The organism is Pseudomonas sp. GW821-FHT05H12 (assembly GCF_059419385.1).
In genome coordinates, this window is record NZ_JBWKRS010000013.1 from 46838 (window position 1) to 59882 (window position 13045).

11 protein-coding genes are annotated in these 13045 nt (G+C 61.3%); 8 read left to right on the forward strand and 3 right to left on the reverse strand.

What is annotated here, in order from left to right:
- Positions 1-90: 90 nt before the first annotated feature.
- The gene (gene gbca / locus AC07SU_RS13630) at positions 91-1386 is read right to left on the reverse strand and encodes a glycine betaine monooxygenase oxygenase subunit (protein ID WP_016972861.1); all 1296 of its coding nucleotides are present in this window, start codon (positions 1384-1386) and stop codon (positions 91-93) included.
- Between the two features lie 280 nt (positions 1387-1666).
- On the opposite strand from gbca, the gene gbcB reads away from it, so the two are divergent.
- On the forward strand, positions 1667-2767 hold the full coding sequence (gene gbcB, locus AC07SU_RS13635; RefSeq protein ID WP_028618224.1) for a glycine betaine monooxygenase reductase subunit: 1101 nt from the start codon (positions 1667-1669) through the stop codon (positions 2765-2767).
- Positions 2768-2862: 95 nt separating this feature from the next.
- On the opposite strand, the gene AC07SU_RS13640 is transcribed toward gbcB, so the two are convergent.
- A complete protein-coding gene (locus tag AC07SU_RS13640) occupies positions 2863-3063 on the reverse strand; it encodes a hypothetical protein (protein WP_176996674.1) in 201 nt (66 codons plus the stop codon).
- Positions 3064-3236: 173 nt separating this feature from the next.
- Positions 3237-4277: a threonine aldolase family protein gene (locus AC07SU_RS13645; RefSeq protein WP_110620199.1), complete on the reverse strand. Its 1041-nt coding sequence runs from the start codon at positions 4275-4277 to the stop codon at positions 3237-3239.
- A gap of 90 nt (positions 4278-4367) precedes the next feature.
- Here AC07SU_RS13645 and AC07SU_RS13650 point away from each other — a divergent pair, with 90 nt between their 5' ends.
- The 7 genes from AC07SU_RS13650 to purU all read left to right on the forward strand — a co-directional run bounded on the left by AC07SU_RS13650 (position 4368) and on the right by purU (position 12975).
- Complete coding sequence (locus tag AC07SU_RS13650; protein ID WP_494997304.1) at positions 4368-5096, forward strand: TraX family protein; 729 nt, start codon at positions 4368-4370, stop codon at positions 5094-5096.
- Between the two features lie 281 nt (positions 5097-5377).
- The gene (gene glyA / locus AC07SU_RS13655) at positions 5378-6631 is read left to right on the forward strand and encodes a serine hydroxymethyltransferase (protein WP_176996672.1); all 1254 of its coding nucleotides are present in this window, start codon (positions 5378-5380) and stop codon (positions 6629-6631) included.
- A gap of 22 nt (positions 6632-6653) precedes the next feature.
- A complete protein-coding gene (locus tag AC07SU_RS13660; RefSeq protein WP_010207084.1) occupies positions 6654-7904 on the forward strand; it encodes a sarcosine oxidase subunit beta in 1251 nt (416 codons plus the stop codon).
- A gap of 15 nt (positions 7905-7919) precedes the next feature.
- The gene (locus tag AC07SU_RS13665) at positions 7920-8222 is read left to right on the forward strand and encodes a sarcosine oxidase subunit delta (protein WP_010207083.1); all 303 of its coding nucleotides are present in this window, start codon (positions 7920-7922) and stop codon (positions 8220-8222) included.
- Positions 8219-11236, forward strand: a complete 3018-nt coding sequence (locus tag AC07SU_RS13670; protein WP_176996670.1) for a sarcosine oxidase subunit alpha — start codon at positions 8219-8221, stop codon at positions 11234-11236. The genes AC07SU_RS13665 and AC07SU_RS13670 overlap by 4 nt, the downstream gene beginning before the upstream one ends.
- A 124-nt stretch (positions 11237-11360) precedes the next feature.
- Complete coding sequence (locus tag AC07SU_RS13675) at positions 11361-11993, forward strand: sarcosine oxidase subunit gamma (RefSeq protein WP_494997305.1); 633 nt, start codon at positions 11361-11363, stop codon at positions 11991-11993.
- A gap of 124 nt (positions 11994-12117) precedes the next feature.
- Positions 12118-12975: a formyltetrahydrofolate deformylase gene (gene purU / locus AC07SU_RS13680; RefSeq protein ID WP_005792124.1), complete on the forward strand. Its 858-nt coding sequence runs from the start codon at positions 12118-12120 to the stop codon at positions 12973-12975.
- Positions 12976-13045 lie beyond the last annotated feature (70 nt).

Consider the following 13045-nt stretch of genomic DNA (forward strand, 5'->3'; position numbering starts at 1 on the left):
GGGAGCTGGCTTGCCTGCGATGAGTGCAGTGAATTCACCGCCGCTATCGCAGGCAAGCCAGCTCCCACAGTTTGGTCTTTGTGGGCTCTGTTACTCGTGTACTGCCACACCCTTGAGGTAAGGCGCTGGCGCCGCCCCCAGGTTGCTGAGCATGCGCTCGCTGTACCAGTCCACGAAGTTCACCACGCCGAACTCGTAAGTCTTGGAGTACGGGCCAGGCTGATAGGCGGTGGAGTTGATGCCGCGCTGGTTTTCTTCGGCCAGGCGACGGTCCTGGTCGTTGGTGGCGTCCCACACTTCGCGCATGCGCGCCGGGTCGTAGTCCACGCCTTCCACCGCATCCTTGTGCACGATCCACTTGGTGGTGACCATGGTTTCCTGGGCGCTGATCGGCCACACGGTGAACACAATGATGTGGTCGCCCATGCAGTGGTTCCAGGAGTGGGGCAGGTGCAGGATGCGCATTGAGCCCAGGTCCGGGTTCTTGATGCGGCCCATCAGCTTGGCGCAGCCTTGCTTGCCGTCCATGGTCATCGACACGGTGCCCTTGAGCAGGGGCATGCGCACGATACGGTTACGCAGGCCGAAGCTGGCGTGGGCGTAAGGGATCTTCTCGGCATCCCAGGCAGCGGCGGAGGCGGCTACGTGGTCCTTGAAGGCCTGGTCGGCACGTGGGTCGGTGACGTCGTCCCATTCCAGCAGGGTTTTCAGCAGCTCCGGGTGCGACGCGTTGCAGTGGTAGCACTCGCGGTTGTTTTCCAGCACCAGTTTCCAGTTGGCTTTTTCCATCAAGGTGGTTTGCACCGCCACCTTGGTGTTTTCCATGTCGTACGGTTCCATGTAATGGGTGAGCGTCGACAGGAAGTCATCGATAGCTGGCGGGTTCTCCGACAGGCTGATGAAGATGTAGCCGCCGGCGGTCTTCACGTTCACCGGCTTCAGGCCGTATTGCTTCATGTCGAAGTCGGCGCCCATCTCGGTGCCGGCGAACAGCAGGCGACCGTCCAGTTCGTAGGTCCACTGATGGTAGTGGCACACGAGTTTGGCGACCTTGCCCTTGTCGCTGGTGCACAAGCGCGAACCACGGTGGCGGCAGACGTTGTGGAACGCATGCACCACGCCTTCGGCACCACGGATCACGATGATCGGGTTCTTGCCCACTTGCAGGGTCAGGTAGTTGCCCTTGGTGGGGATCTCGCAGGTCATGCCGGCGATCAGCCACTCTTTCTGGAAGATTTCCTGCATGTCGATATCAAACAACCGCTCATCAGAGTAGAACGGCTGTGGCAGCGAAAAGGTGCGCTCGCGCTCTTGCAGCATTTGCGCGGTGGCCTTGCGTGCGGGTTCCAGCGGATCGCCCAAGCTTAAGGTTGCGGTGACGTCCATCGTGTAGGTCCTCATGGCCATTCTGTGTGGCCGAGATAAGTGGCTAATCAGGTGTGCAGCAAGGCGTAAAGAAAGCGTCGTTGTTGGGAGCGAGTGTGGGGCCGCCGATGGGCCGAACCTTATCCATGGGCGACATGGCCCAATCTGTTCCCGACGCGCAACCCTAGGTCGTTGGGGGCTGGTCGCGATAAGTATGTGAATGTCGCAGATAGGTAAATGGGTGGTTCTGGCGTTACGCAGAATCGCCACCATAAGGCCGATGTCGGCGGTGGAGAACAACATGTCCAATAATTTCCTGAATCCGGTAACCACCCAGACCTGGGCCAATGGTCGGCACATTGTCCGTTGCGTCAAAGTCATCCAGGAAACCTGGGACGTGCGCACCTTCTGCTTTATGGCCGACCAGCCGATCCTGTTCTTTTTCAAGCCGGGTCAGTTCGTCACCCTGGAGCTGGAAATCGAAGGCCAGCCGATCATGCGTTCCTACACCATTTCCAGCTCGCCGTCGGTGCCTTACAGCTTCTCGGTGACCATCAAGCGCGTGCCGGGCGGCAAGGTGTCCAACTGGCTGCATGACACGCTGCATGAAGGCCAGGAACTGGCGGTGCACGGGCCGGTGGGCCTGTTCAATGCCATCGACTTCCCAAGCCCCAAAGTGCTGTACCTCAGCGGCGGCGTGGGCATCACGCCGGTGATGTCCATGGCGCGTTGGTTCTACGACACCAACGCCAACGTCGACATGACGTTTATCCACAGCGCCCGCTCGCCCAAGGACATCATTTACCACCGCGAGCTGGAGCACATGGCGTCGCGGATCGACAACTTCAGCCTGCACCTGATCTGTGAGAAACACGGCTTGGGTGAGCCGTGGGCCGGTTATCGCGGTTACCTGAACCACAAGATGCTTGAACTGATGGTGCCGGACTTCCTGGAGCGCGAAGTGTTCTGCTGTGGGCCAACGCCCTACATGAACGCGGTGAAGCGCCTGCTGGAAGTGGCCGGGTTCGACATGACGCGTTATCACGAAGAGTCCTTCGGTGCCACGCCACCGGAAGCCCGTGCCGATGCGGTCGAGCAAGCCGAACAAGCCGCCGACGCGCCGGAAATCGACCTGGCGGATCTGCACCAGGTGGAATTCATTGCCTCGGGCAAAAGCATTCGTGTGGCCCCGGGCGAAACCGTGCATGCGGCGGCGGCCAAGCTTGGCCTGTTGATTCCAAAAGCCTGCGGCATGGGCATCTGCGGCACGTGCAAGGTGATGAAGCTGGGGGGCGAGGTCGAGATGGACCACAACGGCGGGATCACCGAGGAAGACGAAGCCGAGGGCTACATCCTCTCGTGCTGCAGCGTGCCGAAAGGCGACGTGCGCATCGAATTCTAAAGGCTTGCACCGCCCCCTGTAGGAGCCGGCTTGCCGGCGATGGCGATCATGAGGACGCCATCGCAGGCAAGCCAGCTCCCACAGGGGTGGGGTAGTTATTGGGCGTAGATGTGCACGACGAAATGCTGGCCTGATGCTGTCAATTCATAGACTTTATCGTAGATCCGCAACGTCCTTGATGGCTCGCGGATGGTGTCGCCGACTTTCGCGTATTTGCGGAACTCATCCCAGTCAATGACGGTGGTGCTGACGCTGCCGTCGCTTTCCAGGGTGTTGCCGATACTCTGATATTCCATGGCTTAGCTCTCTATTGGATGTCCATTTCCGGCCGATCATTCGGCAGGTTGTCGTACCGAAAGGAGAGCCGCTGCTGCGGCGTTTTCCTTCCGGGTTCCAAGAGGCTAGACAATGAAAATGCAGCGTGCTGCTGTCAGAAATATCAAATAACAGACTCGGCACTGCGCCAGTATCAGGCGCCCATCACTTCCCGAATATCCGCCGCGAGTTCTCTTACACGCTCTTCCTCGGTATCCCACGCACACATGAACCGAGCGCCGCCTTTACCGATGAAGGTGTAGAAGCGCCAGCCCTTGGCTGTCAGCGCCGCGATGGCGGGTTCCGACAGCTGCAGGAACACGCCGTTGGCCTGCACCGGGAACATCAATTCCACGCCGGGGATGTCCGCCACCAGGCTGCTCAGCAGCTGCGCGCAATGGTTGGCGTGGCGTGCGTGTTTGAGCCAGGCGTCGTTTTCCAGCAAGCCCACCCACGGGGCCGAGAGGAAGCGCATTTTCGAGGCCAGTTGGCCGGCCTGTTTGCAGCGGTAATCGAAGTCTTCAGCCAGCTTGTGGTTGAAGAACAGGATCGCCTCGCCCACGGCCATGCCGTTCTTGGTGCCGCCAAAGCACAGCACGTCGACGCCGGCTTTCCAGGTCAGGTCGGCTGGCGAGCAGCCAAGGAACGCGCAGGCGTTGGAGAAGCGCGCGCCGTCCATGTGCAGGTTCAGGCCCAGCTCCTTGCAGGTGACGCTGATGGCGCGAATTTCTTCCGGGGTGTACACGCTGCCCACTTCGGTGGCCTGGGTCAGGGTCACTACGCGGGGTTTCGGGTAGTGGATGTCCTGGCGCTTGAGGGCGATCTCGCGGATCGATTCCGGGGTCAGCTTGCCGTTTTCGGTGCGGGCGGTGAGCAGCTTGGAACCGTTGGAGAAAAACTCCGGCGCGCCGCATTCGTCGGTTTCGACGTGGGCGGTTTCCGAGCAAATCACGCTATGGTAGCTCTGGCACAAGGACGACAACGCCAGGGAGTTGGCGGCGGTGCCGTTGAAGGCGAAGAACACTTCGCAGTCGGTTTCAAACAGGTTGCGGAAACCGTCGGCGGCGCGGTGGGTCCATTCATCGTCGCCATAGGCGCGCTGATGACCCTGGTTGGCTTGTTCCATGGCGGCCCAGGCTTCCGGGCAGATGCCGGAATAGTTGTCGCTGGCAAATTGTTGGCTCTTGTCGGTCATGGCCCATTCCTGTGGTCGATGTTGGTGCGCACTGTAACCAAGATTGTCGCGGGTGCGCACGCTCTGTAAATGCAAAGTCACTGGGGAATTATGCACGGTACTGAAACGATTCCTGTCGGACGCGTCCGTGATGGCGCTTTGGATTTGCTCAAGTGGCTGGCGCTGCTGTGCATGGTGCTGGACCACCTGCGGTATGTCGGCTTGAGCCTGGATGGCCTGTACGTGCCGGGGCGCCTGGCGTTTCCGTGGTTTTGCCTGGCGATTGCAGCGAATCTGCACCGCGTAAGAAATGCACCCGTGACCGGTCAGTGGCGCTACCTGGGATGGCTGTTGCTGTTCAGCGTGATCAGCGAAGTGCCGTACCGCCTGTTTATCGATGATGCCGATACGTTGAACGTGTTGCCGACTTTGGCGTTGGGCTTGCTGGTTGTCCGAGGATGGCAGCAGAAGGCGCTTTTTGATCGAGGATTGGCGCTGATTGCCGTCATGATTGCCGCTGTGTTTTCCGCGCAGTTGATGTTCGGTTTTTTCGGAGTGTTGTTGCCGTTGGCGATGCTACTGGTGTTTCGTCGTGCCTGGTATTTCAGCCTGTTGCCGGGTGTGGTCTGCATGGCCGCCAATCAATGGCAGATTTTGCTCGAGAGCGGCACGCCGGTCGCATTGATGGGGTTGGCGGCATGTCTGATTGCGCCATTGGCTGGTCTGTTTCTGTTGCGACGTGCCAAAAACGTCTCGCCACCGGCCATGCGGCGTTGGGCTTATGTCCTCTATCCCCTGCATTTCCTGCTGCTGTTACTCGTCCGCCAGATCATCGCCTAACCCCCTGTGGGGCGGGCTTGTGTGGGAGCTGGCTTGCCTGCGATGCAGACACCTCGGTCTCTCAGCTAAACGGTGGTGATGCCATCGCAGGCAAGCCAGCTCCCACAAAAGCCAGCGCCCATACAGGCCCATTCTCACATTTGTTCTGCGCCGCTCAATGAATGTCGTAAACGCACCTTTGCGTGGCGTGCGTAGGCATTTGACCTGTCTGCACCAGCCCTACCATCGCATCAAAGGGCCCTGCGAGGGCCTCAACAATATGAAAGGCTGGGAGAGACGCGATGTTCAGCAAAAAAGACCAGATCCAGGGATATGACGACGCACTGCTGGCGGCCATGAATGCCGAAGAACAGCGTCAGGAAGATCATATCGAGCTGATCGCGTCAGAGAACTACACCAGCAAACGTGTGATGGAAGCGCAAGGCAGCGGCCTCACCAACAAATACGCCGAAGGCTACCCGGGCAAGCGCTACTACGGTGGCTGCGAGCACGTGGACAAGGTCGAAGCCCTGGCCATCGAGCGCGCCAAACAATTGTTCGGCGCCGATTACGCCAACGTGCAGCCGCACTCCGGCTCTTCGGCCAACAGCGCCGTGTACCTGGCCCTGATCAACGCCGGCGACACCATCCTGGGCATGAGCCTGGCCCACGGCGGTCACTTGACCCACGGCGCCAAAGTGTCGTCTTCGGGCAAGCTGTACAACGCGGTGCAATACGGCATCAACACCGACACCGGCCTGATCGACTACGACGAAGTCGAGCGCCTGGCGGTGGAACACAAGCCAAAAATGATCGTGGCCGGTTTCTCTGCCTACTCCAAGACCCTGGATTTCCCACGCTTCCGTCAGATCGCCGACAAGGTAGGCGCGCTGCTGTTCGTGGACATGGCCCACGTCGCCGGCCTGGTTGCCGCTGGCCTGTACCCGAACCCGCTGCCGTATGCGGACGTGGTCACCACCACCACCCACAAGACCCTGCGCGGTCCACGGGGCGGCTTGATCCTGGCCAAGTCCAACGAAGAGATCGAAAAGAAACTCAACGCTGCCGTGTTCCCGGGCGCCCAGGGCGGCCCGCTGATGCACGTCATCGCCGGCAAGGCCGTGTGCTTCAAGGAAGCGCTGGAGCCTGGCTTCAAGGCCTATCAGCAACAAGTGATCGACAACGCCCAGGCCATGGCCGGCGTGTTTATCAAACGTGGCTACGATGTGGTGTCCGGCGGCACCGACAACCACCTGTTCTTGGTCAGCCTGATCCGTCAGGGCCTGACCGGCAAAGAGGCGGATGCCGCCCTGGGCCGCGCCCACATCACCGTCAACAAGAACGCCGTGCCGAATGACCCGCAGTCGCCGTTCGTGACCTCGGGCCTGCGCATCGGCACCCCGGCGGTGACCACGCGTGGTTTCAAAGTGCCGCAGTGCATCGAACTGGCCGGCTGGATCTGCGACATCCTCGACAACCTCGGCGACGCCGATGTCGAGGCCAACGTGGCCAAGCACGTGTCTGCCCTGTGCGCTGATTTCCCGGTTTATCGCTGAGCGCGGTTTTGGAGTAATGACTATGCAACGCTACTCGGGCTTCGGCCTCTTCAAGCACTCACTCAGCCACCACGAAAACTGGCAGAAGATGTGGCGCACGCCGACCCCCAAGAAGGTCTACGACGTGGTCATCGTCGGCGGCGGCGGGCATGGTCTGGCGACCGCCTATTACCTGGCCAAAGAGCACGGCATCACCAACGTGGCCGTGGTCGAGAAAGGCTGGCTGGGCGGCGGTAACACCGCGCGCAACACCACCATCGTGCGTTCCAACTACCTGTGGGACGAGTCGGCGCACCTGTACGAACACGCGATGAAACTGTGGGAAGGTCTGTCCCAGGACTTGAACTACAACGTGATGTTCTCCCAGCGTGGCGTGTACAACCTGTGCCACACCCTGCAAGACATCCGTGATTCCGAGCGCCGCGTGAGTGCCAACCGCCTCAACGGCGTGGACGGCGAACTGCTCAATGCCAAGCAAGTGGCCGACGAGATCCCGTACCTCGACTGCTCCAAGAACACCCGCTACCCGGTACTCGGCGCCACCGTGCAACGTCGTGGCGGCGTGGCCCGTCACGATGCCGTGGCCTGGGGCTTTGCCCGTGCGGCTGACGCACTGGGCGTGGACCTGATCCAACAGACCGAAGTGATCGGCTTCCGCAAGGAAAACGGTGTATGCATCGGCGTGGAAACCAACAAGGGCTTTATCGGCGCCAAGCGCGTCGGTGTGGTCACCGCGGGTAACTCCGGGCACATGGCTTCGCTGGCGGGCTTCCGCCTGCCGATCGAATCCCACCCGCTGCAAGCGCTGGTGTCGGAGCCGATCAAGCCGATTATCGACAGCGTGATCATGTCCAACGCCGTACACGGTTACATCAGCCAATCTGACAAGGGCGACCTGGTGATCGGCGCCGGTATCGACGGCTACAACGGCTACGGCCAGCGTGGCTCGTACCCGGTGATCGAACACACCATCCAGGCCATCGTCGAGATGTTCCCGGTGCTGTCCCGTGTGCGCATGAACCGTCAGTGGGGCGGCATCGTCGACACCACGCCGGATGCGTGCCCGATCATCTCCAAGACGCCGGTACCGAACATGTTCTTCAACTGCGGTTGGGGTACTGGTGGCTTCAAGGCCACCCCAGGCTCAGGCAACGTGTTTGCCGCCAGCCTGGCCAAGGGTGAGATGCACCCGTTGGCGGCACCTTTCTCCATCGACCGTTTCCACAACGGTGCGTTGATCGACGAACACGGCGCTGCGGCCGTCGCCCACTAACAGGAGAAATTCCCTATGTTGCATATCTTCTGTCCTCACTGTGGCGAACTGCGCTCCGAAGAGGAATTCCACGCGTCCGGCCAAGCGCACATCCCGCGCCCGCTGGACCCTAACGCCTGCACCGATGAAGAGTGGGGCGACTACATGTTCTTTCGCGACAACCCCCGTGGCCTGCACCACGAGCTGTGGATTCACGCTGCCGGTTGTCGCCAGTACTTCAACGCGACCCGCGACACCCTGACCTACGAAATTCTTGAAACCTACAAGATCGGTGAGAAGCCACAATTCACCGCCAAGGCCTCTGGAGAGAAGGTATGAGCCAGACCAATCGCCTGTCCAACGGTGGCCGGATCGACCGTAATAAAGTCCTGACCTTCAGCTTCAACGGCCAGACCTACAAAGGCTTTGAAGGCGACACCCTGGCCGCAGCCCTGCTGGCCAATGGCGTCGACATCATCGGCCGCAGCTTCAAGTACTCGCGCCCTCGCGGCATCTTTGCGGCCGGCGCCGAAGAGCCGAACGCGGTGCTGCAGATCGGCGCCACCGAAGCCACCCAGATCCCTAACGTGCGCGCCACGCAACAGGCGCTGTACCAAGGCCTGGTCGCCACCAGCACCAACGGCTGGCCGAACGTCAACAATGACGTGATGGGCATTCTCGGCAAGGTCGGCGGCAAGCTGATGCCGCCGGGTTTCTACTACAAAACCTTCATGTACCCGCAATCGTTCTGGATGACGTACGAGAAGTACATCCGCAAGGCAGCTGGCCTTGGCCGTTCGCCGACCGAGAACGACCCGGACACCTACGACAACATGAACCGTCACTGCGACGTGCTGGTCGTCGGCGCAGGCCCTGCAGGCCTGGCGGCTGCACTGGCCGCGGCGCGCAGCGGTGCCCGTGTGATCCTCGCCGATGAGCAGGAAGAGTTCGGCGGCTCGCTGCTCGATTCCCGCGAAAGCCTCGACGGCAAGCCGGCTGCGGAATGGGTCGCCAGCGTGATTGCTGAATTGAAAGCCCTGCCTGACGTGGTGCTGCTGCCCCGCGCCACCGTCAACGGCTACCACGACCATAACTTCCTGACCATTCACGAACGCCTCACCGATCACCTCGGTGACCGTGCGCCGATTGGTGTGGTGCGCCAGCGTATTCACCGTGTACGGGCCAAGCGTGTGGTGCTGGCCACCGGCGCGTGCGAGCGTCCGCTGGTGTACGGCAACAACGACGTGCCGGGCAACATGCTGGCCGGTGCCGTTTCGACCTACGTGCGCCGCTACGGCGTGGCACCGGGCAAGAAGCTGGTGTTGTCGACCAACAACGACCATGCCTACCGTGTTGCGCTGGACTGGCTCGACGCGGGTCTGCAAGTGGTGGCGGTGGCCGATGTGCGCCACAACCCACGCGGCGCCTTGGTGGAAGAGGCGCGTGCCAAAGGCATTCGTATCCTCACCGGCAGCGCCGTGATCGAGGCTCGTGGCAGCAAACACGTCACCGCTGCCCGCGTGGCCGCGATTGATGTGAAAGCCCACAAAGTCACTAGCCCTGGTGAGTGGCTGGAGTGCGACCTGGTGGCCAGCTCCGGCGGTTACAGTCCGGTGGTTCACTTGGCTTCGCACCTGGGTGGCAAGCCGACCTGGCGTGAAGACATCCTCGGTTTCGTACCGGGCGAAGCCCCGCAGAAACGCGTGTGCGTGGGGGGCATCAACGGCGTCTACGGTCTCGGTGATTCTCTGGCGGACGGTTTTGAAGGCGGCGTGCGCGCGGCCAGCGAAGCCGGGTTTGCACCAGTGGAAGGCACCCTGCCAAAAGCTCTGAGCCGCTTGGAAGAGCCGACACTGGCTGTCTACCAGGTACCGCATGACAAACCCACCGCACGGGCGCCGAAGCAATTTGTCGACCTGCAGAACGACGTGACCGCCGCCGCCATCGAACTGGCGACCCGCGAAGGTTTCGAGTCGGTCGAACACGTCAAACGCTACACCGCGCTGGGCTTCGGCACCGACCAGGGCAAGCTGGGCAACGTCAACGGCCTGGCCATTGCTGCCCGTTCGCTGAATGTGACCATCCCGCAGATGGGCACCACCATGTTCCGCCCCAACTACACGCCGGTGACTTTCGGTGCGGTCGCGGGCCGTCACTGCGGGCACATCTTCGAGCCGGTTCGATACACCGCGCTGCAGGCCTGGCACGTGAAGAACGGCGCCGAGTTTGAAGACGTCGGCCAGTGGAAGCGCCCTTGGTATTTCCCGCGCAACGGTGAAGACCTGCACGCTGCGGTGAAACGCGAATGCCTGGCCGTGCGCGACAGCGTCGGCCTGCTGGATGCGTCCACCCTCGGCAAGATCGACATCCAGGGCCCGGATGCGCGTGAGTTCCTCAACCGCATCTACTCCAACGCCTGGACCAAGCTCGACGTGGGCAAGGCGCGCTACGGCCTGATGTGCAAGGAAGACGGCATGGTCTTCGATGACGGCGTGACCGCTTGCATCGCCGACAACCACTTCCTGATGACCACTACCACCGGCGGCGCGGCTCGCGTGTTGCAGTGGCTGGAAATCTACCAGCAGACCGAATGGCCAGACCTGAAGGTGTACTTCACCTCGGTCACCGACCACTGGGCGACCATGACCCTGTCCGGGCCCAACAGCCGCAAGCTGTTGAGCGAAGTGACCGACATCGACCTGGACAAGGACGGCTTCCCGTTCATGACCTGGAAGGAAGGTCTGGTCGGCGGCGTACCGGCGCGCGTGTTCCGGATCTCGTTTACCGGTGAGCTGTCGTACGAAGTCAACGTGCAGGCCGACTACGCCATGGGCGTGCTGGAAAAAATCGTCGAGGCAGGCAAGAAGTACAACCTGACCCCGTACGGCACCGAGACCATGCACGTACTGCGGGCCGAGAAGGGCTTCATCATCGTTGGCCAGGACACTGACGGCTCGATGACCCCGGACGACCTGAACATGGGCTGGTGCGTCGGCCGTACCAAGCCGTTCTCGTGGATCGGCTGGCGCGGCATGAACCGTGAAGACTGCGTGCGCGAAGAGCGTAAGCAACTGGTGGGCCTGAAGCCGGTCGATCCAAAAGTGTGGCTGCCGGAAGGCGCCCAGCTGGTGTTCGATCCGAAGCAGACGATCCCGATGAAGATGGTCGGCCACGTCACCTCAAGCTATGCCCATAACTCCCTCGGCTACTCGTTCGCGATGGCGGTGGTGAAGGGCGGCTTGAAGCGCATGGGCGAGCGGGTGTTCTCACCGCAAGCGGATGGCAGCGTGATCGAGGCGGAGATTGTTTCCTCGGTGTTCTTCGACCCGAAAGGCGATCGCCAGAACATCTGACAGACCGAGTCGCCTGCATCGCAGGCAAGCCAGCTCCCACATTTGGAATGCATTCCCCTGTGGGAGCCGGGCTTGCCCGCGATGAGGCCCGAACAGACAGCACAGAATTCAGAACAGGTGCTCTATGACAGCAGCCAACGTTTACCAACAACGCCCCACCTCCGGCGCCAAGGCCGAGTCGTCGCTGCACCATGCCGACCTCGCCAGCCTGGTCGGCAAGGGCCGCAAAAACGCCGGCGTGACCGTGCGTGAAAAGAAACTCCTCGGCCACCTCACCATCCGTGGCGATGGCCATGACGCCGCCTTCGCTGCCGGTGTGCACAAGGCCCTGGGCATCGAATTGCCCGGCGCCCTGCAAGTGATCATCAATGGTGAAACCAGCCTGCAATGGCTCGGCCCGGATGAGTGGCTACTGGTCGTGCCAAGTGGGGAAGAATTTGCCGCCGAGCAAAACCTGCGTGCCGCCCTGGGTGATTTGCATATCCAGGTCGTCAACGTCAGTGGCGGCCAGCAGATCCTCGAACTGCGCGGCCCGAACGTACGCGATGTGCTGATGAAGTCCACAAGCTACGACGTGCACCCCAACAACTTCCCGGTGGGCAAGGCGGTGGGCACGGTGTTCGCCAAGTCGCAACTGGTGATCCGCCACACGGCCGAAGACACCTGGGAGCTGCTGATCCGTCGCAGTTTCTCGGACTACTGGTGGTTGTGGCTGCAGGATGCGTCGGCCGAGTTCGGCCTGAGCGTAGAAGCCTGATATGACGCAACGCTGACATTGTGGGAGCTGGCTTGCCGGCGATAGCGGTCTTGAGAACGCCATCGCCGGCAAGCCGGCTCCTACAAGGTTGCGTTGCATGCAGATGGTTGAGGAGTGATTTGCAATGAGCCGCGCACCCGACACATGGATTTTGACCGCCGACTGCCCCAGCGTGCTCGGCACGGTGGATGCGGTCACCCGCTACCTGTTCGAGCAGGGCTGCTACGTCACCGAGCACCATTCGTTCGATGATCGCCTTTCGGGTCGGTTCTTCATTCGTGTGGAATTCCGCCAGCCCGACGGGTTTGACGAGCAGGCTTTCCGCGATGGCCTGGCCACGCGCGGTGAAGCTTTCGGCATGATCTTCGAACTGACGGCGCCGAACTACCGGCCAAAAGTGGTGATCATGGTCTCCAAGGCCGATCACTGCCTGAACGACCTGTTGTACCGCCAGCGCATCGGCCAACTGTCGATGGACGTGGTCGCAGTGGTGTCCAACCACCCCGATTTGAAGCCGTTGGCCGACTGGCACCAGATTCCCTACTACCATTTCCCCCTCGACCCTAACGACAAGCCGTCCCAGGAGCGTCAGGTGTGGCAGGTGGTGGAAGACACCGGCGCCGAATTGGTGATCCTTGCGCGCTACATGCAAGTGCTGTCGCCGGAGCTGTGCCGCAAGCTCGATGGCAAGGCCATCAATATTCACCACTCGTTGCTGCCGGGGTTCAAGGGCGCCAAGCCGTATCACCAGGCTTACAACAAAGGGGTGAAGCTGGTGGGCGCCACGGCGCATTACATCAACAACGATTTGGATGAAGGCCCGATCATCGCCCAGGGCGTGGAGGTGGTGGACCACAGCCACTACCCCGAGGACTTGATTGCCAAGGGGCGCGATATCGAGGGGCTGACGTTGGCCCGGGCGGTGGGGTATCACATTGAGCGGCGGGTGTTCTTGAACGCCAATCGCACGGTCGTTCTTTAGATCGCTATCGCGCGCAAGCCAGCTCCCACATTTTTGACCGTGTGAACCCGATCAAATGTGGGAGCTGGCT

What these genes read in the sequence shown, in the direction of transcription:
- AC07SU_RS13640 (WP_176996674.1), bottom strand. Translation starts at nt 3,063, where the DNA reads ATGGAATATCAGAGTATCGGCAACACCCTGGAAAGCGACGGCAGCGTC.
- AC07SU_RS13645 (WP_110620199.1), bottom strand. Translation starts at nt 4,277, where the DNA reads ATGACCGACAAGAGCCAACAATTTGCCAGCGACAACTATTCCGGCATC.
- gbca (WP_016972861.1), bottom strand. Translation starts at nt 1,386, where the DNA reads ATGGACGTCACCGCAACCTTAAGCTTGGGCGATCCGCTGGAACCCGCA.
- purU (WP_005792124.1), top strand. Translation starts at nt 12,118, where the DNA reads ATGAGCCGCGCACCCGACACATGGATTTTGACCGCCGACTGCCCCAGC.
- AC07SU_RS13660 (WP_010207084.1), top strand. Translation starts at nt 6,654, where the DNA reads ATGCAACGCTACTCGGGCTTCGGCCTCTTCAAGCACTCACTCAGCCAC.
- AC07SU_RS13675 (WP_494997305.1), top strand. Translation starts at nt 11,361, where the DNA reads ATGACAGCAGCCAACGTTTACCAACAACGCCCCACCTCCGGCGCCAAG.
- AC07SU_RS13650 (WP_494997304.1), top strand. Translation starts at nt 4,368, where the DNA reads ATGCACGGTACTGAAACGATTCCTGTCGGACGCGTCCGTGATGGCGCT.
- AC07SU_RS13670 (WP_176996670.1), top strand. Translation starts at nt 8,219, where the DNA reads ATGAGCCAGACCAATCGCCTGTCCAACGGTGGCCGGATCGACCGTAAT.
- gbcB (WP_028618224.1), top strand. Translation starts at nt 1,667, where the DNA reads ATGTCCAATAATTTCCTGAATCCGGTAACCACCCAGACCTGGGCCAAT.
- glyA (WP_176996672.1), top strand. Translation starts at nt 5,378, where the DNA reads ATGTTCAGCAAAAAAGACCAGATCCAGGGATATGACGACGCACTGCTG.
- AC07SU_RS13665 (WP_010207083.1), top strand. Translation starts at nt 7,920, where the DNA reads ATGTTGCATATCTTCTGTCCTCACTGTGGCGAACTGCGCTCCGAAGAG.